Origin of the sequence: Burkholderia anthinoferrum, assembly GCF_002925705.1 — a bacterium.
In the GTDB taxonomy this organism is placed as follows: domain Bacteria; phylum Pseudomonadota; class Gammaproteobacteria; order Burkholderiales; family Burkholderiaceae; genus Burkholderia; species Burkholderia semiarida.
Genome location: NZ_LFZP01000041.1, coordinates 224,863 through 248,265 on the forward strand (window position 1 = coordinate 224,863; position 23,403 = coordinate 248,265).

At 66.0% G+C, this 23,403-nt stretch carries 21 protein-coding genes and 1 pseudogene; 19 read left to right on the forward strand and 3 right to left on the reverse strand.

The genetic code is table 11. The features are described from left to right. Window positions 1-8: 8 nt before the first annotated feature. The gene (locus tag C5F75_RS14365) at window positions 9-1,256 is read right to left on the reverse strand and encodes an ABC transporter substrate-binding protein (protein WP_059574129.1); all 1,248 of its coding nucleotides are present in this window, start codon (window positions 1,254-1,256) and stop codon (window positions 9-11) included. A 430-nt stretch (window positions 1,257-1,686) separates the two neighbouring features. Between C5F75_RS14365 and zwf the strand changes: the two genes are divergently transcribed. From zwf to C5F75_RS36300, 8 genes and pseudogenes are all read left to right on the forward strand, one after another. Then, on the forward strand, window positions 1,687-3,156 hold the full coding sequence (gene zwf, locus C5F75_RS14370) for a glucose-6-phosphate dehydrogenase (protein ID WP_059574130.1): 1,470 nt from the start codon (window positions 1,687-1,689) through the stop codon (window positions 3,154-3,156). Window positions 3,157-3,244: 88 nt separating this feature from the next. Further along, the gene (pgl, locus tag C5F75_RS14375; RefSeq protein WP_059574131.1) at window positions 3,245-3,925 is read left to right on the forward strand and encodes a 6-phosphogluconolactonase; all 681 of its coding nucleotides are present in this window, start codon (window positions 3,245-3,247) and stop codon (window positions 3,923-3,925) included. Next, the gene (locus C5F75_RS14380) at window positions 3,903-5,831 is read left to right on the forward strand and encodes a bifunctional transcriptional regulator/glucokinase (protein ID WP_104012367.1); all 1,929 of its coding nucleotides are present in this window, start codon (window positions 3,903-3,905) and stop codon (window positions 5,829-5,831) included. Before pgl ends, C5F75_RS14380 begins: the two co-directional genes overlap by 23 nt. 464 nt (window positions 5,832-6,295) lie before the next feature. Then, window positions 6,296-6,820 carry a hypothetical protein gene (locus C5F75_RS14385; RefSeq protein ID WP_196485199.1) on the forward strand — a complete coding sequence of 175 codons (525 nt, stop codon included), beginning with the start codon at window positions 6,296-6,298 and terminating at the stop codon, window positions 6,818-6,820. Beyond that, window positions 6,817-7,509 carry a hypothetical protein gene (locus C5F75_RS14390; protein ID WP_124657646.1) on the forward strand — a complete coding sequence of 231 codons (693 nt, stop codon included), beginning with the start codon at window positions 6,817-6,819 and terminating at the stop codon, window positions 7,507-7,509. The genes C5F75_RS14385 and C5F75_RS14390 overlap by 4 nt, the downstream gene beginning before the upstream one ends. 52 nt (window positions 7,510-7,561) lie before the next feature. Beyond that, a pseudogene (locus C5F75_RS14395) lies at window positions 7,562-7,820 on the forward strand (bifunctional transcriptional regulator/glucokinase); the annotation flags it as partial. A gap of 336 nt (window positions 7,821-8,156) precedes the next feature. Then, window positions 8,157-8,513: a DUF1493 family protein gene (locus C5F75_RS14400; RefSeq protein ID WP_059574135.1), complete on the forward strand. Its 357-nt coding sequence runs from the start codon at window positions 8,157-8,159 to the stop codon at window positions 8,511-8,513. A 476-nt stretch (window positions 8,514-8,989) separates the two neighbouring features. Further along, window positions 8,990-9,322 carry a hypothetical protein gene (locus C5F75_RS36300; protein ID WP_146075205.1) on the forward strand — a complete coding sequence of 111 codons (333 nt, stop codon included), beginning with the start codon at window positions 8,990-8,992 and terminating at the stop codon, window positions 9,320-9,322. A gap of 297 nt (window positions 9,323-9,619) precedes the next feature. Here the strand turns inward: C5F75_RS36300 and C5F75_RS14405 are convergent, their stop codons facing one another. Beyond that, window positions 9,620-10,837, reverse strand: a complete 1,218-nt coding sequence (locus tag C5F75_RS14405) for a Bcr/CflA family multidrug efflux MFS transporter (RefSeq protein ID WP_059574136.1) — start codon at window positions 10,835-10,837, stop codon at window positions 9,620-9,622. Window positions 10,838-11,084: 247 nt separating this feature from the next. On the opposite strand from C5F75_RS14405, the gene C5F75_RS14415 reads away from it, so the two are divergent. The 9 genes from C5F75_RS14415 to C5F75_RS14455 all read left to right on the forward strand — a co-directional run bounded on the left by C5F75_RS14415 (window position 11,085) and on the right by C5F75_RS14455 (window position 19,184). Then, window positions 11,085-11,537, forward strand: a complete 453-nt coding sequence (locus tag C5F75_RS14415; RefSeq protein ID WP_034182952.1) for a hypothetical protein — start codon at window positions 11,085-11,087, stop codon at window positions 11,535-11,537. A 177-nt stretch (window positions 11,538-11,714) separates the two neighbouring features. Then, window positions 11,715-12,998, forward strand: a complete 1,284-nt coding sequence (gene hemL / locus C5F75_RS14420; protein ID WP_059574137.1) for a glutamate-1-semialdehyde 2,1-aminomutase — start codon at window positions 11,715-11,717, stop codon at window positions 12,996-12,998. A 15-nt stretch (window positions 12,999-13,013) separates the two neighbouring features. Then, the gene (ribD, locus tag C5F75_RS14425; protein WP_059574138.1) at window positions 13,014-14,135 is read left to right on the forward strand and encodes a bifunctional diaminohydroxyphosphoribosylaminopyrimidine deaminase/5-amino-6-(5-phosphoribosylamino)uracil reductase RibD; all 1,122 of its coding nucleotides are present in this window, start codon (window positions 13,014-13,016) and stop codon (window positions 14,133-14,135) included. A 14-nt stretch (window positions 14,136-14,149) separates the two neighbouring features. Continuing rightward, window positions 14,150-14,779 (forward strand): riboflavin synthase, encoded by a 630-nt coding sequence (locus C5F75_RS14430; protein ID WP_059574139.1) that lies wholly within the window; start codon window positions 14,150-14,152, stop codon window positions 14,777-14,779. Window positions 14,780-15,096: 317 nt separating this feature from the next. Then, window positions 15,097-15,615 carry a DUF1993 domain-containing protein gene (locus C5F75_RS14435; protein ID WP_059574140.1) on the forward strand — a complete coding sequence of 173 codons (519 nt, stop codon included), beginning with the start codon at window positions 15,097-15,099 and terminating at the stop codon, window positions 15,613-15,615. Between the two features lie 157 nt (window positions 15,616-15,772). Beyond that, window positions 15,773-16,915: a bifunctional 3,4-dihydroxy-2-butanone-4-phosphate synthase/GTP cyclohydrolase II gene (gene ribBA / locus C5F75_RS14440; protein ID WP_059574141.1), complete on the forward strand. Its 1,143-nt coding sequence runs from the start codon at window positions 15,773-15,775 to the stop codon at window positions 16,913-16,915. 53 nt (window positions 16,916-16,968) lie between these two features. Then, window positions 16,969-17,484 carry a 6,7-dimethyl-8-ribityllumazine synthase gene (gene ribH, locus C5F75_RS14445; RefSeq protein ID WP_034206641.1) on the forward strand — a complete coding sequence of 172 codons (516 nt, stop codon included), beginning with the start codon at window positions 16,969-16,971 and terminating at the stop codon, window positions 17,482-17,484. Next, window positions 17,481-17,918 (forward strand): transcription antitermination factor NusB, encoded by a 438-nt coding sequence (gene nusB / locus C5F75_RS14450; protein ID WP_006476662.1) that lies wholly within the window; start codon window positions 17,481-17,483, stop codon window positions 17,916-17,918. Before ribH ends, nusB begins: the two co-directional genes overlap by 4 nt. Before the next feature lie 69 nt (window positions 17,919-17,987). Beyond that, a complete protein-coding gene (locus C5F75_RS14455; protein ID WP_059574142.1) occupies window positions 17,988-19,184 on the forward strand; it encodes a pyridoxal phosphate-dependent aminotransferase in 1,197 nt (398 codons plus the stop codon). Window positions 19,185-19,290: 106 nt separating this feature from the next. Here C5F75_RS14455 and C5F75_RS14460 read toward each other — a convergent pair whose 3' ends face one another. After that, entirely contained in the window at window positions 19,291-20,418 is a 1,128-nt protein-coding gene (locus tag C5F75_RS14460; protein WP_059574143.1) for a transglycosylase SLT domain-containing protein, read from the reverse strand. Window positions 20,419-21,017: 599 nt separating this feature from the next. Between C5F75_RS14460 and C5F75_RS14470 the strand changes: the two genes are divergently transcribed. Together C5F75_RS14470 and C5F75_RS14475 are read left to right on the forward strand one after the other, a co-directional pair. Next, window positions 21,018-22,574, forward strand: a complete 1,557-nt coding sequence (locus C5F75_RS14470) for a UbiD family decarboxylase (RefSeq protein ID WP_059574144.1) — start codon at window positions 21,018-21,020, stop codon at window positions 22,572-22,574. A gap of 58 nt (window positions 22,575-22,632) precedes the next feature. Next, window positions 22,633-23,301, forward strand: a complete 669-nt coding sequence (locus tag C5F75_RS14475; RefSeq protein WP_104012368.1) for a LysE family translocator — start codon at window positions 22,633-22,635, stop codon at window positions 23,299-23,301. Window positions 23,302-23,403: the final 102 nt, after the last annotated feature.

Consider the following 23,403-nt stretch of genomic DNA (forward strand, 5'->3'; position numbering starts at 1 on the left):
GGCGCGCGTTACTTGACCTTCGCGGCCTTCGCGAGCGCGGCGACCGCGCTCTTCGAATCCTGCTGCGAGTTCATGAACTTCGTCACGACGTCCGTGATCGCGCCGGCGGTCGCGTCGCCTTGCGCCATGCCGTGCGCGAGCGACGGCACGAAGCCGCCCGACTTGATCGCGGTCTGCTCGTCGGCATACGACTTCTTCGCGCAGTCGTCGAACTTGTCCATCTTCACGCCGAGACGCACCGGCACCGAGCCCTTCAGCAGGCTGAACTGCTCCTGGAAGTCCGGCGTCATGATCGTCTTCGCGAGCGCGAGCTGGCCCGGCGTCGCGTTCTTCTCGCCCTTCTGCTGGAAGAACACGAACGAATCGACGTTGAACGTGTACGCGTTCGCCGTGCCCGGCACCGGTGCGCAGATGTAGTCCTTGCCCGACTTCTTGCCCGCGTTCTCGAACTCGCCCTTCGCCCAGTCGCCCATGAACTGCATGCCGGCCTTGCCGTTGATGACCATCGCGGTCGCGAGGTTCCAGTCGCGGCCGTTACGGCCGGTATCGAAGTAGCCCTGGATCTTGCGCACCGTGTCGAATACCGACACCATCTGCGGCGACGTCAGCGTCGCCTGGTCGAGGTCGACCAGCGCCTTCTTGTAGAACGCCGGGCCCTGCGACAGCACGACGTCCTCCCACAGCGTCAGGTCCTGCCACGGCTGGCCGCCCATCGCGATCGGCTGGATGCCCGCGGCCTTCAGCTTGTCGGCCACCGCGAAGAATTCAGGCCAGGTGGTCGGCACCTTCGCGCCGACCTTGTCGAGCGCGGCCTTGTTGATGTACAGCCAGTTGACGCGGTGCACCGAGAACGGCGCGGCGACGGTATGGCCCTTGTACTTGATGATCTTGTCGATTTCCGGCGGCAGGTTCTGCTTCCAGTCGCCGGCAGCCGAATCGATGTTGACGAGCACGCCCTGGTCGGCCCAGTCCTGGATCAGCGGGCCCTTGATCTGCGCGGCCGACGGAGAATCGCCGCTGATCACCTTGGTCTTCAGCGCGGTCATCGCAGCGGCGCCGGCGCCGCCCGCGACCGCGAAGTCCTTCCACACGTAGCCCTGCTTCTGCAGGTCGTCCTTCAGCACGCCGACGGCCTTCGACTCGCCGCCCGAGGTCCACCAGTGCAGCACGGTTACGTTCTCGGCTGCCTGCGCCGCCACGGCGCCAGCCATCAGGCCTGCGGCGCAGAGCGCGCCCATGATCGAGCGAACTTTCATTACTTATCTCCTCCAGACTGAATCAACTCGTGAGGTTCCCTGACCAGGAACCGGCTTCTTGATAACGACGGGGAAATCGAGCCGCGGGACGCATGCAGCGTACGGGGCCGATGACCGGCCGGGCTCTTACAGAAAGCGTGAATCGAGATTCAACGGCGTGTCTCCTCTTTGTGTTTCTGGCCCGCCGCGATGATGCGACGCGAGCCCGGGGCCGACGGCGCGCCGACGATGCGCACCGCCAATGTCCGATAACATTCGGCACAAGGCGCTCCCGAAGGCGAAGCTCGCGCAGTTCATCGACCGCACTTCTTTTTTTCTTCGCCCAGGTGCTACCCCTTGCGGCGGATTGTAGTTAAACTACAATTCAGTGTCAAAAATATTTTTATCGCACTACGGATCGCTTCCGGGCACCCCAACACGGCGGAGACACATGCATACCGATTCCAGCTTTACCTTCGTACTTTTCGGCGGCACCGGCGATTTGTCGATGCGCAAGATCCTGCCCGCGCTGTTCGAAGCGCACCGCGCGAACATGCTGGCGGCGAGCGGCCGGATCGTCGCCGTGGCGCGACACGAATCGGATCGGGCAGCCTATCTCGAATGGGTCGACACGCACGTGAAGCCGCATGCGGCGAAGGCGGCCGGCAACGCGTTCGACGCCGCCGCGTGGAAGTCCTTCCTCGATCGCATCGACTACGTGCACCTCGATCTCGGCCGCGCGGAAGACTACGGCGTGCTGCGCGACGCGGTGGCGTCGCTGCCCGGCATCCGCGTGTTCTATCTCGCGACGGGCCCGTCGCTGTTCGTGCCGATCTGCAAGGCGCTCGCGTCGGTCGGCCTGAATGAAGACTCGCGCATCGTGCTCGAGAAGCCGCTCGGCTACGACCTGAAATCGTCGAACGCGATCAACGACGCGGTCGGCGAGATCTTCGCGGAAGGCCAGATCTACCGGATCGACCACTACCTCGGCAAGGAGCCGGTACAGAACCTGCTCGCGCTGCGCTTCGGCAATGCGCTGTTCGAGCCGCTGTGGCGCCGCGAATGGGTCGAGAGCATCCAGATCACGATCGCCGAGGAGCTCGGCGTCGAGGCGCGCGGCGACTTCTACGACAATACGGGCGCGCTGCGCGACATGGTGCAGAACCACTTGCTGCAGTTGCTGTCGATCGTCGCGATGGAGCCGCCGCACTCGATGGATTCCGACTCGGTGCGCGACGAGAAGCTGCGCGTGCTGCGCGCGCTGAAGCCGATCGATCCGCGCGACATCGGCAAGGTTGCCGTGCGCGGCCAGTATCATGCGGGCGTGATCAAGGGCGCGCAGGTGCCGGCCTACGCGACCGAGCCGGGCGTGAAGCCCGACAGCCAGACCGAGACCTTCGTCGCGCTGAAGGTCGAGATCGAGAACTGGCGCTGGGCCGGCGTGCCGTTCTTCCTGCGCACCGGCAAGCGGCTGGCCGACCGCGTCGCGGAGATCGTCGTCAACTTCCGCCCGGTGCCGCATTCGGCGCTCGGGCCGACCGCGCTGCGCCCCGGTTCGAACCGCCTCGTGATCCGGCTGCAGCCGAACGAGACGATCCGCCTGTATTGCCTCGCGAAGCAGCCGGGCGAAGGGATGAACCTCGCCAGCGTGCACCTCGACCTCGCGTTCGACCAGTTCTTCAAGGAAGGGCAGATGGAGGCATACCAGCGCCTGCTGCTCGACGTGATCAACGGCCGGCTCGCGCTGTTCGTGCGTCGCGACGAACAGGAAGCGGCATGGCAGTGGGTCGAGCCGATCCTGAACGAATGGGCGCGCACGCTGAAGCCGCCGAAGCCGTACGCGGCGGGCACGTGGGGGCCGGCCGCGTCGAGCGCGATGCTCGCGCAGCACGACACCTGCTGGCTCGAAGAAGAAAACTGATGCAAACCGTTGCCGCGTACGCCACCGTACGCGGCAACGTGCCCCACGATTCGTACGATTTGAACAGACAAAGCAGTCCGGAGGAGATGTGATCGAGATCCACGCTTTCGACACCCAGGAAGCGCAAAGCGAAGCGCTCGCGCGCGCCGTCGGCGATGCGCTGCGCGCGGCGCTCGCCGGCCGCGCGCGCCCGTTGCTCGCGGTGTCCGGCGGTACCAGCCCGCGCCCGTTCCTGCACACGCTGTCGCATGCGGCGCTCGACTGGGCCGGCGTCGACGTCACGCTGGTCGACGACCGCTGGGTGCCGGACGACGACGCGGCCAGCAACGCGCAACTCGTGCGCGACACGCTGCTGCAGCACGCGGCGGCCCCTGCCCGCTTCCTGCCGCTCGTCGACACGCGCAGCACGCTCGACGCGCACGTCGCCGCGCTGAACGCAAACGCCGACTATCGCGTGCCGAGCGTCGCGGTGCTCGGCATGGGCGAGGACGGCCACACCGCGTCGATCTTCGCCGACGCACCCGAATGGGACCACGCGATCACGACGCCGGAACGCTTCGTCGCCGTGCATCCGGGCGCGGCGCCGCATGCACGCGTGAGCTATTCGCTCGATGCGCTCAAGCGCGTCGACCGGCTGTTCCTGCTGATCGCGGGCGAGCGCAAACGCGACGTGCTCGACGCCGCGGCCGCGTCGCTGCAGAAGAACGCGATTTCCCAACTGGCCAACGACAAGGGGACCCAGCTCGATGTCTACTGGTGTGCAAAGTAAGGCGGTCGTCGCGGGTCAGCATGCCGACGGCCCGCGCCTGCTCGCAGACGTCGGCGGCACCAACGCGCGCTTCGCGCTGGAAACCGGCCCCGGCGAGATCACGCAGATCCGCGTGTATCCCGGCGCCGACTATCCGACGATCACCGATGCGATCCGCAAATACCTGAAGGACGTGAAGATCAGCCGCGTGAACCACGCGGCGATCGCGATCGCGAACCCGGTCGACGGCGACCAGGTCACGATGACGAACCACGACTGGAGCTTCTCGATCGAGGCGACGCGCCGCGCGCTCGGCTTCGACACGCTGCTGGTCGTCAACGATTTCACCGCGCTCGCGATGGCGCTGCCGGGCCTGACCGATGCGCAACGCGTGCAGGTGGGCGGCGGCGCGCGGCGCCAGAACAGCGTGATCGGCCTGCTCGGGCCCGGCACCGGGCTCGGCGTGTCGGGGCTGATCCCGGCGGACGACCGCTGGATCGCGCTCGGCAGCGAGGGCGGCCACGCGTCGTTCGCGCCGCAGGACGAACGCGAGGATCTGGTGCTGCAGTACGCGCGCAAGAAGTTTCCGCACGTGTCGTTCGAGCGCGTGTGCGCGGGCCCCGGCATGGAGATCATCTATCGCGCACTCGCCGCGCGCGACAAGAAGCGCGTCGCGGCATCCGTCGACACGGTCGAGATCGTCGAGCGCGCGCATGCGGGCGATGCGCTCGCGCTCGAGACGGTCGAATGCTTCTGCGGGATTCTCGGCGCGTTCGCGGGCAGCGTCGCGCTCACGCTCGGCGCGCTCGGCGGCGTGTACATCGGCGGCGGCGTCGCGCTGAAGCTGGGCGAACTGTTCACGCGCTCGTCGTTCCGCGCGCGCTTCGAGGCGAAGGGCCGCTTCACGCACTACCTCAAGAACATCCCGACGTACCTGATCACCGCCGAATATCCGGCGTTCCTCGGTGTGTCGGCGATTCTCGCGGAACAGTTGTCGAACCGTTCCGGCGGCGCGTCGTCGGCGGTGTTCGAGCGAATCCGCCAGATGCGCGACGCGCTGACGCCGGCCGAGCGCCGCGTGGCCGATCTCGCGCTGAACCATCCGCGCTCGATCATCAACGATCCGATCGTCGACATCGCGCGCAAGGCCGACGTGAGCCAGCCGACCGTGATCCGCTTCTGCCGCTCGCTCGGCTGCCAGGGGCTGTCGGATTTCAAGCTGAAGCTCGCGACCGGCCTCACCGGCACGATCCCGATGAGCCACAGCCAGGTGCACCTCGGCGATACGGCCACCGACTTCGGCGCGAAGGTGCTCGACAACACGGTGTCCGCGATCCTGCAACTGCGCGAGCACCTGAATTTCGAGCACGTCGAGAACGCGATCGAGATCCTGAACGGCGCGCGGCGCATCGAGTTCTACGGGCTCGGCAACTCGAACATCGTCGCGCAGGACGCGCACTACAAATTCTTCCGCTTCGGGATTCCGACGATCGCGTACGGCGACCTGTACATGCAGGCCGCATCGGCCGCGCTGCTCGGCAAGGGCGACGTGATCGTCGCGGTGTCGAAGTCGGGACGCGCGCCCGAGCTGCTGCGCGTGCTCGACGTCGCGATGCAGGCCGGCGCGAAGGTGATCGCGATCACGTCGAGCAACACGCCGCTCGCGAAGCGCGCGACCGTCGCGCTCGAGACCGACCACATCGAGATGCGCGAGTCGCAACTGTCGATGATCTCGCGAATTCTTCATCTGCTGATGATCGACATCCTCGCGGTGGGCGTCGCGATCCGTCGCGCATCGACCAACGGCGAGCTGCCGGAGGCGGTCGCGCAGGCGCGGGCACGCGCCACCGACGACGAAACGGCCGACGTGCTCGACTGGTTGAGTCATGGGGCTTCGCCGGCGGCGAAGGACGTCGCGCGGGATTGAGGCAGCGGTAAAAAAACGCCTCGGTGAACGACACCCCGAACGCTGGATTCAGGCCCGGCGTTCGGGGTGTTTTGCATTGGGGAGCCGCTTGGCGTTGGTGTGCCGCAGTGGGCGAATCGACGAATTAACACTGTGCAACAAGGCCACGTCTTTGCAATTTGAGCTGCATCGCCAATGGTGACAAGGCTGCCGTGCCCGTAACGTCGGTACGCGAATTACTGAAGGAGAGCGCTTTGATCGAAAATCGAAGTATGGTCGGAAGCATCTTTTGCACCGTGCACGATTCTCAACGCAAGTCACGGGTCCGAACGTATCTCGATTAACCATCAACACCGCCATGTCCGACCCCAACGCCCCCGCATCCGGCAGCATCCCTTATTCGATAGGCATGGCGAGCGCCATCCGCATCCCAATACCCGGCACGCAGGGCCTGCCTGTGCATAGAATTGCGGCCGCGAGGCGCCATGCCCAAGCGAGGCTCGACCTCCACGCTTTTTTTCCAGGACGTATCGGGGCGCAAGCATCTCCGTCTGGATTACGGATACAACGTCCAGACGAAGACGGTCGATTATCATTGGAATCAACGAGGCACGTACGAAACGTTCGGTATCAGCGACCGTACGCCAATCAAGCAATTAGGAGCGGTCGCGTATCGTTCGGCCAAATATTTTCGCCATGCTGGACGTGTGCTTGCGATTTTCGGCGTTGCGCTTGACATCGCATCCGTTGTCGTAGCGAGTCGACCCATTCGTCGTGCATCCGAGGTCACTGCTGGATGGGCGCTCGCGTGGATCGGCTGCAAGACTGTAGGACCTGTGGGGGCGTCGATCGGCTCCCTGGGAACACCGCTTGGCACGGCAATCGGCGGTTTGGCTGGCTGCGTGATTGGCGGATACGCCGGATATCAGGCGGGCGCCACACTAGGCGGCACCATTTATGACTGGGGTGATGCTGTCTTCACGCCATTACCTCACGCAAAAACGCAATGAGCGCCCCCACGATTCTCGTCTGCGAGACGCCAACCCTTTCGCAGTGGCAACTCGGTCCATTGCCGCCGCCAGCCGCCGACGTCATCCTGATTGGCTGGCACGTCGAACCGCGCGCCGTCGACGCCGGTGTACCGCCCGGCGTCGCTGACGTACTCGCCCGCGCACTCACCTCCGTCGCGACCCTGACCTTTCCTGTCGTACCGCCCGCTAAACAAGCGATCGCACTGTCATCGAGCGACGATACGTCGCAGCCGTTGCATATTGCCGGCCTCGCGGCCCATGCACGCGCCGCGGTACATCGCGGGACTGCACGCACCGTGCTCGTTTCGACACATGCCGTCGACACAGCGAAGCTCCTGTTCGACGCACCCGGCTATGCGTGGGACAGTCAGGCACAAGTCGTGCTGATCTCGGAGCATCACGCGCCCGCCCCGATCGTTTCACGAGACACCCTGCAGGCGCTTGCCGGCGACAACTGGATACGGCACGCCGCAACCGAACAAAAAACACCGCGCGCGCATCACCTGGTCGGTGTCATGCGCCCCGGGGTCGATGGTGATATCGCCGGTATTCTGTCGCTCACTTCCGCGTTCACGCGCTCGCTGACCCGCGCTTTGCAAACCACCGCGCATCGCGCGGGCTTCGCATGGCAATCGCTATCTGAACAAGCATTCACGAATGCGCTGTAGTCGCTCTTCGCTGCTCTCGCGCATTCGGACCAGGACATCGCAAGAATCGCGTTCGCGCGCGACCGTCACGCTCGAAACCGATCACATCGGGATGCGCGAGTCGCAGCTGTCGATGATCTCGCGGATCCTGCATCTGCTGATGATCGACATCCTCGCGGTGGGCGTCGCGATCCGTCGCGCATCGACCAACGGCGAGCTGCCGGAGGCGGTAGCGCAGGCGCGCGCGGGCAAGCGACGACGAGACGGCCGACGTGCTCGACTGGCTGAGCCACGGCGCGCCGCCGGCGGCGAAGGACGTCGCGCGGGATTGACGCTTCGGCGAAACGCCGTCGATCCACGGCACCCCGAACGCTGGATTCAAGCCCGGCGTTCGGGGTGTTTCGCATGAGCGGCACCGGCGCGAACAACGGCGGCTCGGCAGGTATCGACGATGCCTTCTGCCTATGCCTACGCGAGACGTCCTACGTTCGTACATGCGCCCATTTTCGAACAAGTCCAATTGTCAGCAGTTGCCCAGGCTCGGTAACTTCCTTCACTCCGCGTGATGCCGCCATCCCGGTCCGACGCGAGAAATGACGCGTTTCTCACGGAACCCCGGTTGGCATCGACAGCATCACGTTCATCCAGTTTGCGGAGAGAGGTATGCCTTGAGCCAGTTTACATGGAACGAGTTCGAGGATTTTGTGAGAAGGGAGGCCGATGTTAGTCCCAAAAAAATTCTCACAAAAGGTCATGCCGTCGAGGGTGATTTGGATATCACTGGTGACGATGCGATCGAGTTTATGGAGAGCTTCTTCGATAAATTTCCGGTGCAGGTCGAAGATTTTGAGTTCAATCGCTACTTCTCAGGAGAGGGCTTTAGCTTGGTTGAAGTGGCGCGGATGGTTTTCTCCAGAAAACGCCGAGAAAAATATGACAAAGCACCACTGACTCTAGGCATGCTCTATCAGGCTATTTTGGATGGAGAGTGGAACAATCAGCGCTTGGAAAGTCTGCCGCGCTGATTGCACCTCGACAAACAGACCAGTTTATTTTTTAGGCGATGTTTCCGCGACGAAAGAAATAAATCGATCAATCGACAGAAATTTCACACCCAATACATCACAACTACCACTCGAATTCAGCAGATTTCCCACCAACACGAGCGGGATTATTGCCCCCTAAAACAAGCTCGACTATGAATTATTATATTCCTCGACGTCCCTCAACCTGGGAAAATCGACCGGATCCGTCGGAGCAGATCTATGGAAATTCGCAAAAGAGTATTACGGCCTGACCGGGACAACGATTCTAGTCGGAGCAGGAGGAATCCCAATCAAAAAATCGTTGCTTGGAAATCCAGTGACAGGAAATTCAATCAAGCACACAAATATCATCAGATCATCAGCGACATTGGAGTTAGGTTTTTCCCGAAGTTATTATTGCGGCACGGTTCGATTGCAAACTGTGATTGATGCAGCCCTCACAGGAAAGTGCGCGTATGATGCAAGACACGGAAACCAAACATCAAGCACCACCCTCGAAAGAAAAAATCATTGAAACCGTAATCGACATTTTTGTAAGGGAAATTGCATTCATCGACCGCGGCGAAGTGTCAAAAAACACGAACATACTTGACGATTTTAAAATATATCATGATGACATCTCCTTATTCTTGTTATCGGTGTTTCGCCACTTCAACATGCCAATAATAAACAACCCAGACTGTCCACCCACAATAGAAGGAATTTCGAATTTTGTGTTCGACTACCTTTCTTCCGACAAAAAGCGCGAAGAGCCCCCAGTCAAAAGGGATTCTGGCGGAGGCTTTTAAAATCGATGCGAGCACATTGAGAAACCTGCTCTCCTTCGCCAACTTTGGCAACGCAAAGGCGGCGGGACGGGGCAGGAGTGACTATCGACGCATCGAACCCTGCCTGGAAACCCGCGGTTCAAGCCCATGACAGAGAAAAGTGTCGACTGGAAATTAGATGCGGTATTGGGGTTACCGCGAATTGTCATGGATATCTCGTGAACAAGCTACCGTACGCGACACACTGAGAAGCACCTAGCGACGCGGCTGCGTTCACGCATCCGAACACCTGCCCGCCCACCTATCCCGCCAAGCGAATCAAGCTCCCGCCTTCACCGGCCGTCCGTGCCAGCGCAGCACCAGATAACGCCCGACGAAACACAACACGCCGGTAACGCCGATCGTCACGCCCATCGCGAACGGCGTGCCGTCCGCGAGCGCGCCGATCGCGACGCTCGCGAGCGCACCGAGCGCCAGCTGCATCGCGCCGAACACTGCCGCCGACGCGCCCGCGTTGTGCGGATAGCGGTGCATCAGGTCGGTCGTGCAGTTCGCGGACAGGATCCCGACCACGCCGACGACGAAGAACAGGCACACGACGATCGACCACAGCCCCCCCAACCCCGTCAGCGCGACGAACGCGACCGCGAGCGACGCGATGCAGCTCACGAGCGACGCGGCCGAGATGATGCGCAGCGAGCCGATGCGGCCGACGAGCCGCGTGTTAGCGAAGTTGCCGATCATGATCCCGACGACGTTCAGGCCGAACAGCAGCCCGTAGTGCTGCGGCGACACGTGGAAATACTCGATGTACACGAACGGCGTCGCGGTGATGTACGAGAACATCGACGCGAACGCCATCCCGCCGCACAGCATGTGCCCCCATGCGACGGGATCGGACAGGATGCGCCCGTACGACGCGAACGACGCGAGCACGGCCGCGCTCTTGCGCCGCTCCTTCGGCCAGGTTTCGGGCACGCGCAGATACGCGGTCGTCGCGCAGATCGCGCCGAACACGGCCAGCACGACGAACACGCCGCGCCAGCCGGAGAAACGCAGGATCTGGCCGCCGATCAGCGGCGCGAGCAGCGGCCCGACCGCGGTGACGATCGCGACCATCGACAGCACCTTCGCCGCATCGCTCGGCTCGTGCGCGTCGCGCGCGATCGCACGCGCGAGCACCGACGCGGCGCCGGCGCCGAGCGCCTGCAGGAAACGCACGACGATCAGCATGTCGATCGAACCCGACACGAAGCAGCCGATGCTCGCGAGCGTGAACAGCGCAATGCCGCCGAGCAACACGGGGCGGCGGCCCCACGTATCGGACAGCGGGCCGTACAGCAGCATGCCGATCGAGAAGCCGGCCATGAAGCTCGTCAGCGTGCGCTGCGCGGCGCCGGCGCTGACGGAGAAGCTGTCGGCGATCGACGGCAGGCTCGGCAGGTACATGTCGGTGGCGATCGGCCCGCAGGCCGCGAGCGCGCCGAGCAACAGGATCAGCCGGGCATCGGGCCGGCGCCGGACGACGTGAGACATGGGTATCCGGAATGGGAGCCCGCGCGCATCGGGGCGCGCGTGGCGGTGAAGACGGGAAACCGCGCCGCAAGCGACGCGTTCAGGCTCATGATTGTACGCGCAACTTTTTGCGTGCCTTGGGCCGCGTGCGGCGGCACGCCGCGAAACACCCATGCTCGTCATGCGCGGAACGAACGCGCGGGCCGATTCGATTAAGCTTGCTGCTGCTTGCCACTCTCGTCTGACCATTCGACGTACGACCCACCCGATGACCGCTTTCCTACTGATCTGGAGCCCCAAGAAATGGCCGTGGCCCGAGCTGCCCGACGTCGCCGCGCGCGTGAAGGCCGGCGAGGCCGTGCATGACGTGTGGGGCTGCGGCTTCGCGCGCGGCATCCTGCCGGGCGACCGCGTGTTCCTGCACCGCGTCGCGAAGGAACCCAAGGGTGTGTTCGGCTCCGGCTACGTGACGCGCGCGCCGTACGAGGTGCCCGATCCGTCGACGAAGCGCGGCTACCGGCTGTGCATCGACTTCGTGTACGACTGGCTGGTCGATGCGCATCAGGACGTCGTGATCGCGCGCGACGCGCTACGCGTCCATCCGTATTCGGTCCAGACCTGGGATGCGCAGAGCTCCGGCACGTCGATCAAGCCGATGGTCGAAGGCCCGCTCGAAAAGCGCTGGGCCGAGCTGACCGGCAAGCGCAAGCCGCCGCGATAAGCGGAAACCGGGTCGCATCACGCGCGCCTTTCCGGCCGGCCGATGCCGCGCGCCGAAAGGCCGCAGACCGGCCGGCGGGCTTGCCGCGCGTGTCTCCGGTACAATCGGACGATCGTTCCGCCCAGGCGCCGCGGCCCGTGCACCGGCCCCCGCGCCCTTCTCTCGCAGGTTTCGCTCATGTCCAACAATCAGCTTCTCTTCGAACGCGCCCAGAAGACCATTCCGGGCGGCGTCAACTCGCCGGTGCGCGCGTTCCGGTCGGTCGGCGGCACGCCGCGCTTCGTCGCGCGCGCACAAGGCCCGTATTTCTGGGATGCCGACGGCAAGCAGTACATCGACTACATCGGCTCGTGGGGCCCGATGATCGTCGGCCACGTCCATCCGGAAGTGCTGTCGGCCGTGCAGAACGTGCTCGCCGACGGCTTCTCGTTCGGCGCGCCGACCGAAGCGGAAATCGAGATCGCCGAGGAAATCTGCAAGCTCGTGCCGTCGATCGAGCAGGTGCGGATGGTGTCGAGCGGCACCGAGGCCACGATGAGCGCGCTGCGTCTCGCGCGCGGCTTCACGGGCCGCAGCCGCATCGTCAAGTTCGAGGGCTGCTACCACGGCCACGCGGACAGCCTGCTCGTCAAGGCCGGCTCGGGCCTGCTGACGTTCGGCAACCCGACCTCGGCCGGCGTGCCCGCCGACATCGCGAAGCACACGACCGTCCTCGAATACAACAACGTCGCCGCGCTCGAGGAAGCGTTCGGCGCATTCGGCGACGAGATCGCCGCGGTGATCGTCGAGCCGGTCGCCGGCAACATGAATCTCGTACGCGGCACGCCCGAATTCCTGGGCGCGCTGCGCGCGCTGTGCACGAAGCACGGCGCCGTGCTGATCTTCGACGAGGTGATGTGCGGGTTCCGCGTCGCGCTCGGCGGCGCGCAGGCGTACTACGGCATCGCGGCCGACCTCACCTGCCTCGGCAAGGTGATCGGCGGCGGGATGCCGGCCGCCGCGTTCGGCGGCCGCCGCGACATCATGGCCCACCTCGCGCCGCTCGGCGGCGTGTACCAGGCCGGCACGCTGTCGGGCAACCCGATCGCGGTCGCCGCGGGCCTGAAGACGCTGCAACTGATCCAGGCGCCGGGTTTCTACGACGCGCTCACCGCGCAGACGAAGCGGCTCGCCGACGGCCTCGCGGCGCAAGCGCGCGCGGCCGGCGTACCGTTCGCGGCCGATTCGATCGGCGCGATGTTCGGCCTGTACTTCGCCGAGCGCGTGCCGGGCAGCTTCGCGGAAGTCACGAAGAGCGACATCGCGCGCTTCAACCGCTTCTTCCACCTGATGCTCGACGAGGGCGTGTACTTCGCGCCGTCCGCGTACGAAGCCGGCTTCGTGTCGAGCACGCACGACGATGCGGTGATCGACGCGACGCTCGCGGCCGCGCGCCGCGCGTTCGCGGCACTCGCCGCCTGACCCGGGGCCGCGCGCATGTTCTCGGATACCGATTTCGCCCACATGCAGCGCGCGCTCGGGCTCGCCGCGCACGGCATGTACACGACCGCGCCGAATCCGCGCGTCGGCTGCGTGATCGTCAAGGACGGCGACGTGATCGGCGAAGGCTTCACGCAACCGGCCGGCCAGGATCACGCGGAAGTGCAGGCGCTGAAGGATGCGCGTTCGCGCGGCTACGACGTCGCGGGCTCGACCGTCTACGTGACGCTCGAACCGTGCAGCCATTTCGGCCGCACGCCGCCGTGCGCGAACGCGCTGATCGACGCGCGCGTCGCGAAAGTCGTCGCCGCGATGGAAGACCCGAACCCGCAGGTGTCGGGGCGCGGCCTCGGGATGCTGCGCGACGCGGGTATCGACGTGCGCTGCGGGCTGCTCGCGCACGAGGCCGGCGAGCTGAACATCGGCTTCGTGTCGCGGATGACGCGCGGCCGCCCGTGGGTGCGGATGAAGACCGCCGCGTCGCTCGACGGCCGCACCGCGCTGCCGTCCGGCGAAAGCCAGTGGATCACCGGCGAGGCCGCGCGCCTCGACGGGCACGCGTGGCGCGCACGCGCGTGCGCGATCCTCACCGGCATCGGCACGGTGCGCGAGGACAATCCGTTGCTGACCGTGCGCGGCATCGACACGCCGCGTCAGCCGCAACGCATCCTGGTGGACAGCCGCCTCGACCTGCCGCTCGACGCGCGGCTGCTCGAAGGCGCGCCGCTGCTGATTTTCTGCGGCCGGCTCGACGCCGCCGGCGAAGTCCGCGCGAACGTGCTGAGGTCGCGCGGCGCGGAAATCGTGCCGCTCGCGAATGCGCACGGCAAGGTCGACCTGCCCGCGATGCTGGCCGCGCTCGGCGCGCGCGGCGTGAACGAACTGCACGTGGAGGCCGGCCACAAGCTGAACGGTTCGCTGCTGCGCGAGCGGTGCGTCGACGAATTGCTGGTCTATCTGGCGCCGAGCCTGCTGGGCGCCGACGCGGCCGGCATGTTCGATCTCGCCGCGCCGGCCAGCCTCGATGCGCGCACCCGGCTGTCGTTCCACGGGTTCGAGCGGATCGGCGACGACTTGCGGATCCTCGCGCGGCTCACGCCGCCCGACGCCTCTCACTGAACGGGATCGTCACGATGTTTACCGGAATTGTCGCGGCCGTCGGCCGCATCGAATCGATCGCCGCGCTCGGCACGTCGGCCGAAGCCGGCGTGCGCCTGACCGTGCAGGCCGGCGGGCTCGACCTGGCGGATGTCGCGCTCGGCGACAGCATCGCGATCCAGGGTGCGTGCATGACGGTGATCGAGAAGACCGACACCACGTTCGACGTCGACGTGTCGCGCGAAAGCCTGAACCGGACGGTCGGTCTCGCGCAGCCCGGCGAAGTGAACCTGGAGAAGGCGCTGCGCGCGCACGACCGCCTCGGCGGGCATATCGTGTCGGGCCATGTAGACGGCCTCGGCGCCGTCACGCGCTTCGCGCCGGTCGGCGAGTCGCACGAACTGCGAATCGTCGCGCCGCGCGAGCTCGGCCGCTATCTCGCGTACAAGGGCTCGATCACGGTGAACGGCGTGAGCCTGACCGTCAATACGGTCGACGATCGCGCGGACGGCTGCGAATTCTCGATCAACCTGATTCCGCATACGGTCGAAGTCACGACGCTGCGTCACGTGAAGGCCGGCGACAAGGTCAACCTCGAAGTCGACATGATCGCGCGGTATGTGGAGCGGATGCTGTCGGCGTCGCAGGGCGTCCAGCAGGACTGATCGGGCAGTTCGGTCCCATATATGTAACGACGGCTGACGGTTCGGCCCGGCATTGTCCGGGCGTCGCCGCAGCCCCATCGCTTCACCGAGCGTTGCTCCCGCCCTACTTCGTGCTGGGCCGCCCCGTCGGCCATCCCAAGCGACAGCATCGCGATCGCGTTCGCTCGTTGGCCGTCCGGCAAGCCGACACCTGGCCGAACGGCCAACGACGCGCACGGGTCATGCCGCCGCGCTAAGATGCGTCGACAGCGGTTCCCATGCCGCCACGTACGACGCGCCGCGTAGCGGCCGCCATTCTTCCCATTGGAGTCGTCCCCATGTCCATCTCGATGTACCAGGCTTCGCTGCCCGTCCTGATCCGCGGTCTCACCAACCTGCAGCACATCCTCGGCAAGGCGCAGGCGCATGCGGCCGAGAAGCAGATCGATCCGTCGGTGTTCATCGGCGCACGCCTTTATCCGGACATGCTGCCGCTCGTCCGCCAGGTCTACATCGCGACCGACACGGCCAAGGGCTGCGCCGCGCGGCTCGCCGGCGCCGAGATCCCGAGCTACCCGGATGTCGAGCAGACCTTCGACGAACTCCACGCGCGCATCCAGAAGACGATCGACTATCTGAAAAGCTTCGACGCCGCGCAGATCGACGGCAGCGAGGCGCGCCAGATCGTGCTGAAGATGCGCGTCGGCCCGATCGAGTTCACCGGCCAGTCGTACCTGCTGAATTTCGTGCTGCCCAATTTCTTCTTCCACGTGACGACCGCGTACGACATCCTGCGCCACAGCGGCGTCGAACTCGGCAAGCTGGACTACCTCGGCGGCCGCAACGACCACGCGTGACGCGCGGCCGGGCCACGCCCGGCCCACAACCGTCCGCACCCGCGCACAGGCCGGCCGCAGCGCTTTCCGGAGCACTCGCCGGCCCCGCGCCGCCCGCGCCAGCCGAAACGCCGTCCGGCTGGCGTAAAATACGCACTTTCCTCTTTCTCGCCCCCTTATGACGCTCGCCTCCACGCTCGACATCATCGCCGAGCTGAAAGCCGGCCGGATGGTGATCCTGGTCGACGAAGAAGACCGCGAAAACGAGGGCGACCTCGTGATCGCCGCCGAATTCGTCACGCCGGAAGCGATCAACTTCATGGCCAAGTACGGCCGCGGCCTGATTTGTCTGACGTTGACGCAGGAACGCTGCAAGCAGTTGCACCTGCCGCTGATGACCTACCGCAACGGCACGCAGTACGGCACCGCGTTCACGGTCAGCATCGAAGCGGCCGAAGGCGTGACGACCGGCATCTCGGCCGCCGACCGCGCGCACACGATCGCCACGGCGGTCGCGCACGACGTGCGCCCCGAGCACATCGTGCAGCCGGGCCACGTGTTCCCGATCATGGCGCAACCGGGCGGCGTGCTCGTGCGCGCGGGCCACACCGAAGCCGGCTGCGACTTCACGGCGCTCGCGGGCCTCACGCCGGCCGCGGTGATCTGCGAGGTGATCAAGGACGACGGCACGATGGCGCGCCTGCCCGACCTGATCGAATTCGCGAAGGAACACAACCTGAAGATCGGCACGATCGCCGATCTGATCCAGTACCGCAGCCGCACCGAGTCGATCATCGAGCGGATCGCCGAGCGCACGATGCAGACCGCGCACGGCACGTTCCGCGCGGTGCTGTACCGCGACCAGCCGAGCGGCTCGCCGCACATCGCGCTGGTGCGCGGCACGCCGTCGCCCGACGTCGACACGCCGGCGCGCGTGCACGAGCCGCTGTCGGTGCTCGATCTGCTCGAGACGGGCGTGTCGACCCACTCGTGGACGCTCGACGCGGCGATGCGCGAGATCGCCGCACGCGACCTCGGCGTGATCGTGCTGCTCAACTGCGGCGACACGAAGGAACACCTGATCGACGTCTTCAAGGCGTTCGACGAGGAAGAAAAGGCCGCTGCGCTCAAGCGCCGGCCGGTCGATTTCAAGACGTTCGGCATCGGCGCGCAGATCCTGCGCGATGTCGGCGTCGGCAAGATGCAGGTGCTGTCGAATCCGCGCAAGCTGGGCAGCATGTCCGGCTACGGCCTCGAAGTCACGGGCTTCATCCCGATGCCCGGCGGCGAAGCCACGTCCTGCCCGGCGTCCCACGCGTAACCCGCCACGGCGCTTTCGCCCTATAACCGTTCATCCACACCACGGACCAGATCATGGAAATCGGACAATACCAACCGAATCTCGAAGGCGACGGCCTGCGTATCGGCATCGTGCAATCGCGCTTCAACGAACCCGTGTGCAACGGCCTCGCCGACGCGTGCGTCGAAGAACTGGAGCGCCTCGGCGTCACCGGTGAAGACGTGCTGCTCGTGTCGGTGCCCGGCGCGCTGGAAATCCCGCTCGCGCTGCAGAAGCTCGCCGAAAGTGGCCAGTTCGACGCGCTGATCGCGCTCGGCGCGGTGATCCGCGGCGAGACCTACCACTTCGAACTCGTGTCGAACGAGAGCGGCGCGGGCATCACCCGCATCGGTCTCGATTTCAACCTGCCGATCGCGAACGCGGTCCTGACGACCGAAACCGACGAGCAGGCCGTCGCGCGCATGACCGAGAAAGGTCGTGACGCCGCACGCGTCGCCGTCGAGATGGCCAACCTGACGATGGCCCTCGACCAGCTCGGCGACGACGAGGACGAAGAGGAAGACGAAGACGACGAAGAGGAGCGCGCATGAAGAAGAGCGCCCGCCGACAATCGCGCGAGCTGGCGACGCAGGGCCTGTACCAGTGGCTGCTGTCGAACGCGCCCTCCGGCGAGATCGACGCGCAACTGCGCGGCGCGCTCGGTTACGACAAGGCTGACAAGGAACTGCTCGAAGCGATCCTGCACGGCGTGATCCGCGAGCATGCGACGCTCGTCGAAGCGCTGGCGCCGTCGCTGGACCGTCCGATCGATCAGCTGTCGCCGGTCGAACGCGCGGTGCTGCTGATCGCGACGTTCGAGCTCACGCACCACGTCGAAACGCCGTACCGCGTGATCATCAACGAAGCCGTCGAACTCGCGAAGACGTTCGGCGGCTCCGACGGCTACAAGTACGTGAACGGCGTGCTCGACAAGCTGGCCGCGAAGCTGCGCCCCGCCGAAACGCAGGCGCGTCGCAACGGCTGATACCCGTTCGCTGGTCCACGGGCGCGCAAGCGCCCGTTTTTCATTCTTTTCTCCCCGCCCTGCCCGCCGATGAATACCACCGCCGATTCGCTCGTCACGCTCGCCGCACGCGTCGACGCGATCCAGCCCTTCTACGTGATGGAACTGATGAAGGAGGCACAGCGGCTCGAGTCCTTGGGGCGCGATGTTATCCACATGGGCATCGGCGAACCGGATTTCACCGCGCCGGAGCCGGTTGTCGAGGCCGCCGCGGCTGCGCTGCGCCGTGGCGTCACGCAGTACACGAGCGCGCTCGGCATTACGCCGCTGCGCGAGGCGATCGCCGCGCACTATGCACGTGCATACGGCCTCACGATTGGCCCGGAGCGGATCGTCGTGACGGCCGGCGCATCGGCCGCGCTGCTGCTCGCGTGCCTCGCGCTGGTCGGTCGCGACGACGAAGTGCTGATGCCCGACCCGTCATACCCGTGCAACCGGCACTTCGTCGCGGCGGCCGAAGGTCGCCCGGTGCTCGTGCCGAGCGGCCCGGACGCGCGCTTCCAGCTCACCGAAAACGACGTCCGCACGCACTGGAACGCGCGCACGCGCGGCGTGCTGCTCGCGTCGCCGTCGAACCCGACCGGCACGTCGCTCGAGCCGGACGAACTCAAGCGAATCGTCGACGCGGTACGCGCGCGCGGCGGCTTCACGATCGTCGACGAGATCTACCAGGGGCTCAGCTACGACGCCGCGCCCGTGTCGGCGCTGTCGTTCGGCGACGACGTGATCACCGTGAACAGCTTCTCGAAGTATTTCAGCATGACGGGCTGGCGGCTCGGGTGGCTCGTCGTGCCGCCCGCGCTCGTCGGCACGTTCGAGAAGCTGTCGCAGAACCTGTTCATCTGCCCGTCCGCACTCGCGCAGCATGCGGCGCTCGCCTGCTTCGAACCCGCGACGCTCGACATCTACGAAACACGCCGGCTCGAATTCAAGCGCCGCCGCGATTTCATCGCACCGGCGCTCGAGCGGCTCGGCTTCACGGTGCCGGTGATGCCCGACGGCGCGTTCTACGTGTATGCGCATTGCGGCGGCGTCGCGCACCCGGCGGCCGGCGACAGCGCCGCGCTCACGCAGGCGATGCTGCACGACGCGGGCGTGGTGCTGGTGCCGGGCATGGACTTCGGTGTCCATGCGCCGCACGACTATATCCGCCTGTCCTATGCGACGGCCTACTCGCGGCTCGAAGAGGCCGTCGACCGGCTCGCGACGCTGTTCGGTCGACACTGACGCCGCGGCCGGCGCAGCGGCCGCTTCACCGTACCGCAAAACGAAAAGGCACCCGGGTGCCTTTTTCATGTCCTGCCGGCCGCAGCCGCACGGCGGGCGTGACGCGTTACGCGCCGAGCTCCGAATGATCGCCGCGCGACTGCTTCGCGGTATCGACGCTCGCGTCGTCCTGCGAAGCCGCTTCCTTCGGCGCCGCCTTGACCGACGTCGTGCCGTCGAGCGTCGCATGTACGCGCTTCGCGCCGCCTGCCGCGGCCGTCACGGCAGCGGCGGTGACGATCGGCTTCGCGGGCTGCGCAGGCGCCTGCGGCGCATTGATCGGCACGTTGCGGCCACGCGCGACGTCGCGCAGGCGGGCGCGCTCGGCCATCACCTTCGAGCCGTAGCCATTGTCGTCGGGGTTCGTCGAGCCGTTGTACAGACGCAGGCCGTTCGCGAGCGAGCCGCCGCGCGCGATGCAGTCCTTCAGCACCAGCGCGCCGACCTGCAGGTTCGCGAGCGGCTGCAGCGCGGTGTCGGTACCGCCGAAGTACTCGAATTTGTCGGAGTGGACCTTCGACATGACCTGCATCAGGCCCTTCGCGCCGACGCCGCTTTCGGCGTACGGGTTGAAGCCGGATTCGATCGCCATCACGGACAGCAGCAGCAGCGGATCGAGGCCGACGTCGCGGCCGGTCTGGAACGCCGCCTTGACGAGCTGACCGAGCGGCTCCTGCGCGACGCGGTAACGGCGCGACAGGTAGGTGGCGACGAGCGCCTGTTCGCGGTTCGACGCGAGCGCGCGATCGTCGCGCGCATCGGCCGCCACCCGCTGAATCGGAATCAGCTTGGCCAGCGCGACCGGCGACGGGCCGGTGCGGGCCGGATCGGACGCATCGCCCTGGGCGCCCTGCGCGGCAGCTTCCGGTGCGACATCGAGGCCGACCGCAAGCGTATCCGTTTCGGGATTGTCTTCCTGCTGCGGCTGCGCACCGGCAGGCGCGAAGTTCGGCAGCGGATGGCCGGACAGCAGACGGGCCGGGCCGGCCTGCACGGCCGCGGATACGACCGGCATCAGCTTCGCGGCGAGCGTGCCGCGGACGGTTGGCAGCAGCCACAGTGCAAGCGCAACCGCGACAGCGAAACAGCCGACAACGCTGAATAGATGGTGACTGACACGCGTCCCGCGACGCAGCAAGTTGCGCACGATTTGCGCATGCTGCTCAGTGGGACGCCACGATAACCAAGCGTTCATTCAGATCATCTCCCATGAACATGACTCGTGCGGCTCGCTCAGCTCGAAGGCGAGACAGAAAACGCGCCGCGGAATCACGACGCCGCACGCCTTGGTTGGGACGCGCAAGCATCGGGGAAACGGTATAAGTACCGTTCGAGGCCACGGTGTAAGAAGGCCGGCGCCTTCGCACACACTGGGCGAGACGGGCATACGCGGTGGCACCCACGCAAAAAACCAGCGTCTGGTGGCGCTGGCTGGGACTACGACAAAGGCCGTCGAAGACGCCGTGCAGGATTCGGCGGACGGTGACGCGCTGCGTCAAAGATCGGTGATTGGCGGCTCGAAGCCTTTTACCCTGCAACCAATGTGAGCGGATTCTAGCAGGGTTTTATAGATCGTCAACACTATAAAAACTCAAAATGATAACAAAAAGTAATTTAAAACCACTCTTCAGAACGCAAGCCCCGTGCCGTAGGGGGTTTGCGCGCGGTCGACTTTTTTCCGCGCCGGGCGTCCGGGCGGCTGCCCGGGTAAAATCGTCGGTCGATTCGGGGTCGCAGCCGGCCGCCGCGCCCTCTCATCGCTGCCCGTCCCTGCGGGTGGCCCGGACCTTCTTCATGAAATACAAAGACTTACGCGATTTCATTCAGCGCCTCGAGGCGCTCGGCGAACTGCGGCGCGTCACGCAGCCCGTGTCGCCCGTGCTCGAAATGACCGAGCTGTGCGACCGCGTGCTGCGCGCCGGCGGCCCGGCGCTGCTGTTCAACGCGCCGCCCGGCAATGCGTTCCCGGTGCTCGGCAACCTGTTCGGCACGCCGCGCCGCGTCGCGCTCGGGATGGGCGTCGATGCGGGCGACGATGCCGCGCTCGCTTCGTTGCGCGATCTCGGACGCCTGCTGTCCGCGCTGAAGGAACCCGATCCGCCGAAGAGCCTGAAGGACGCCGGCAAACTGCTGTCGCTCGCGAAGGCGGTGTGGGACATGGCGCCGAAGTCGGTGTCGTCGCCGCCGTGCCAGGAGATCGTCTGGGAAGGCGCCGACGTCGACCTGAACAAGCTGCCGATCCAGACCTGCTGGCCTGGCGATGCGGGGCCCCTCGTCACGTGGGGCCTGACGGTCACGCGCGGGCCGAACAAGGCGCGCCAGAACCTCGGCATCTACCGCCAGCAGCTGATCGGCCGCAACAAGCTGATCATGCGCTGGCTCGCGCATCGCGGCGGCGCGCTCGACTTCCGCGAGTTCGCGCTGCGCAATCCCGGCAAGCCGTATCCGGTCGCGGTCGTGCTCGGCGCCGATCCGGCCACGACGCTCGGCGCGGTGACGCCCGTGCCCGATTCGCTGTCCGAGTATCAGTTCGCCGGCCTGCTGCGCGGCAGCCGCACGGAGCTCGCGAAGTGCCTGACGCCGGGCGTCGACACGCTGCAGGTGCCGGCGCGCGCGGAGATCGTGCTCGAAGGCTTCATTCATCCGCAGGAAGGCGCCCCTGCCCCCGCTCCGGCCGGCGCACCGCCGCGGCCGGCCGGTAATGCGGCGGCCGCGTACGAGCACGCGCTCGAAGGGCCGTACGGCGACCACACCGGCTATTACAACGAGCAGGAGTGGTTTCCGGTGTTCACCGTCGAGCGCATCACGATGCGTCGCGACGCGATCTACCACTCGACCTACACGGGCAAGCCGCCCGACGAGCCCGCGGTGCTCGGCGTCGCGCTCAACGAGGTGTTCGTGCCGCTGCTGCAGAAGCAGTTCACGGAAATCACCGACTTCTACCTGCCCCCCGAAGGCTGCAGCTACCGGATGGCCATCGTCCAGATGAAGAAGAGCTACGCGGGCCACGCGAAACGCGTGATGTTCGGCGTGTGGAGCTTCCTGCGGCAGTTCATGTATACGAAGTTCATCGTGGTCGTCGACGAGGACGTGAACATCCGCGACTGGAAGGAAGTGATCTGGGCGATCACGACGCGCGTCGACCCCGTACGCGACACGGTGATGGTGGACAGCACGCCGATCGACTATCTGGACTTCGCGTCGCCGGTGGCCGGACTCGGCTCGAAGATGGGGCTCGACGCGACCAACAAGTGGCCCGGCGAAACCAGCCGCGAATGGGGCCGCCCGATCGAGATGGATGCGGCCGTGAAGGCCCGCGTCGACCGGCTGTGGCAGGAGATCGGCCTCTGACGCCACGCGGCCGGCGCCCGCCGGCCCGCGCATCGCAATCGTCGCACGCACCCAGAAGATGAGCTTTCCACCCGCCTCCATGCTGTCCGACGGATTCTTTCTGTCGCTGTCGCTGTGTCTCGATATCGGCCTCGTCAACGTCGCGATGCTGTCGCTGACGCTGTCGCACGGCTTCCGGCCGGGCTTCTGGCTCGGCGTCGGATCGTGCGTCGGCGATCTCGTCTACGCGGCGCTCGCGCTCGCGGGAATGGCCGTACTGCTGCAGTTCGAACCCGTGCGCTGGATCGTATGGATCGGCGGCGGCGCGGTGCTGCTGTTCCTCACGTGGAAGATGGCGCGCGAAGCGCTCGCGCCCGCCAAGGCGGCCGACGACGATGCGGACGCCCCACTTCCACCGCAGGCGAGCGCGCGGCGCAGTTTCATGCGCGGGATGCTGCTCGCGATGTCGTCGCCGAGCGCGATCCTGTGGTTCGCGGCGGTCGGCGGCGCGCTGATCGCGAAAGCCGGTGCGACCACTCCCGCCACCGCGTCGGTGTTCCTGACGGGCTTTTTCCTCGGCGGCCTCGCGTGGACGCTCTTCATGTGCACGCTCGCGAGCCAGGGCCGCAAGCGCGCGGGCGCCGGGCTGATGCGGGCCTGCCATGTCGCGTCGGCGCTGCTGTTCGCGTACTTTTCGTACAGCGTGATCGTCGGCGGCTATCGCGACCTGATCGTGCACGCGGCGTAATCGCGGCCGCCCCGCGCGCAGCCACGCACGTAACGGCGGCCCCAATGAAAAACGGCGCAGCGCCCCTCGCGGGACGTTGCGCCGTTTTGCCATGCGCGGTCA

What these genes read in the sequence shown, in the direction of transcription:
- C5F75_RS14385 (WP_196485199.1), top strand. Translation starts at nt 6,296, where the DNA reads ATGCCCAAGCGAGGCTCGACCTCCACGCTTTTTTTCCAGGACGTATCG.
- ribBA (WP_059574141.1), top strand. Translation starts at nt 15,773, where the DNA reads ATGACGCTCGCCTCCACGCTCGACATCATCGCCGAGCTGAAAGCCGGC.
- C5F75_RS36300 (WP_146075205.1), top strand. Translation starts at nt 8,990, where the DNA reads ATGATGCAAGACACGGAAACCAAACATCAAGCACCACCCTCGAAAGAA.
- C5F75_RS14435 (WP_059574140.1), top strand. Translation starts at nt 15,097, where the DNA reads ATGTCCATCTCGATGTACCAGGCTTCGCTGCCCGTCCTGATCCGCGGT.
- C5F75_RS14380 (WP_104012367.1), top strand. Translation starts at nt 3,903, where the DNA reads ATGTCTACTGGTGTGCAAAGTAAGGCGGTCGTCGCGGGTCAGCATGCC.
- C5F75_RS14390 (WP_124657646.1), top strand. Translation starts at nt 6,817, where the DNA reads ATGAGCGCCCCCACGATTCTCGTCTGCGAGACGCCAACCCTTTCGCAG.
- C5F75_RS14415 (WP_034182952.1), top strand. Translation starts at nt 11,085, where the DNA reads ATGACCGCTTTCCTACTGATCTGGAGCCCCAAGAAATGGCCGTGGCCC.
- C5F75_RS14460 (WP_059574143.1), bottom strand. Translation starts at nt 20,418, where the DNA reads ATGAACGCTTGGTTATCGTGGCGTCCCACTGAGCAGCATGCGCAAATC.
- zwf (WP_059574130.1), top strand. Translation starts at nt 1,687, where the DNA reads ATGCATACCGATTCCAGCTTTACCTTCGTACTTTTCGGCGGCACCGGC.
- C5F75_RS14365 (WP_059574129.1), bottom strand. Translation starts at nt 1,256, where the DNA reads ATGAAAGTTCGCTCGATCATGGGCGCGCTCTGCGCCGCAGGCCTGATG.
- hemL (WP_059574137.1), top strand. Translation starts at nt 11,715, where the DNA reads ATGTCCAACAATCAGCTTCTCTTCGAACGCGCCCAGAAGACCATTCCG.
- nusB (WP_006476662.1), top strand. Translation starts at nt 17,481, where the DNA reads ATGAAGAAGAGCGCCCGCCGACAATCGCGCGAGCTGGCGACGCAGGGC.
- C5F75_RS14430 (WP_059574139.1), top strand. Translation starts at nt 14,150, where the DNA reads ATGTTTACCGGAATTGTCGCGGCCGTCGGCCGCATCGAATCGATCGCC.
- ribH (WP_034206641.1), top strand. Translation starts at nt 16,969, where the DNA reads ATGGAAATCGGACAATACCAACCGAATCTCGAAGGCGACGGCCTGCGT.
- C5F75_RS14475 (WP_104012368.1), top strand. Translation starts at nt 22,633, where the DNA reads ATGAGCTTTCCACCCGCCTCCATGCTGTCCGACGGATTCTTTCTGTCG.
- C5F75_RS14405 (WP_059574136.1), bottom strand. Translation starts at nt 10,837, where the DNA reads ATGTCTCACGTCGTCCGGCGCCGGCCCGATGCCCGGCTGATCCTGTTG.
- ribD (WP_059574138.1), top strand. Translation starts at nt 13,014, where the DNA reads ATGTTCTCGGATACCGATTTCGCCCACATGCAGCGCGCGCTCGGGCTC.
- C5F75_RS14470 (WP_059574144.1), top strand. Translation starts at nt 21,018, where the DNA reads ATGAAATACAAAGACTTACGCGATTTCATTCAGCGCCTCGAGGCGCTC.
- C5F75_RS14455 (WP_059574142.1), top strand. Translation starts at nt 17,988, where the DNA reads ATGAATACCACCGCCGATTCGCTCGTCACGCTCGCCGCACGCGTCGAC.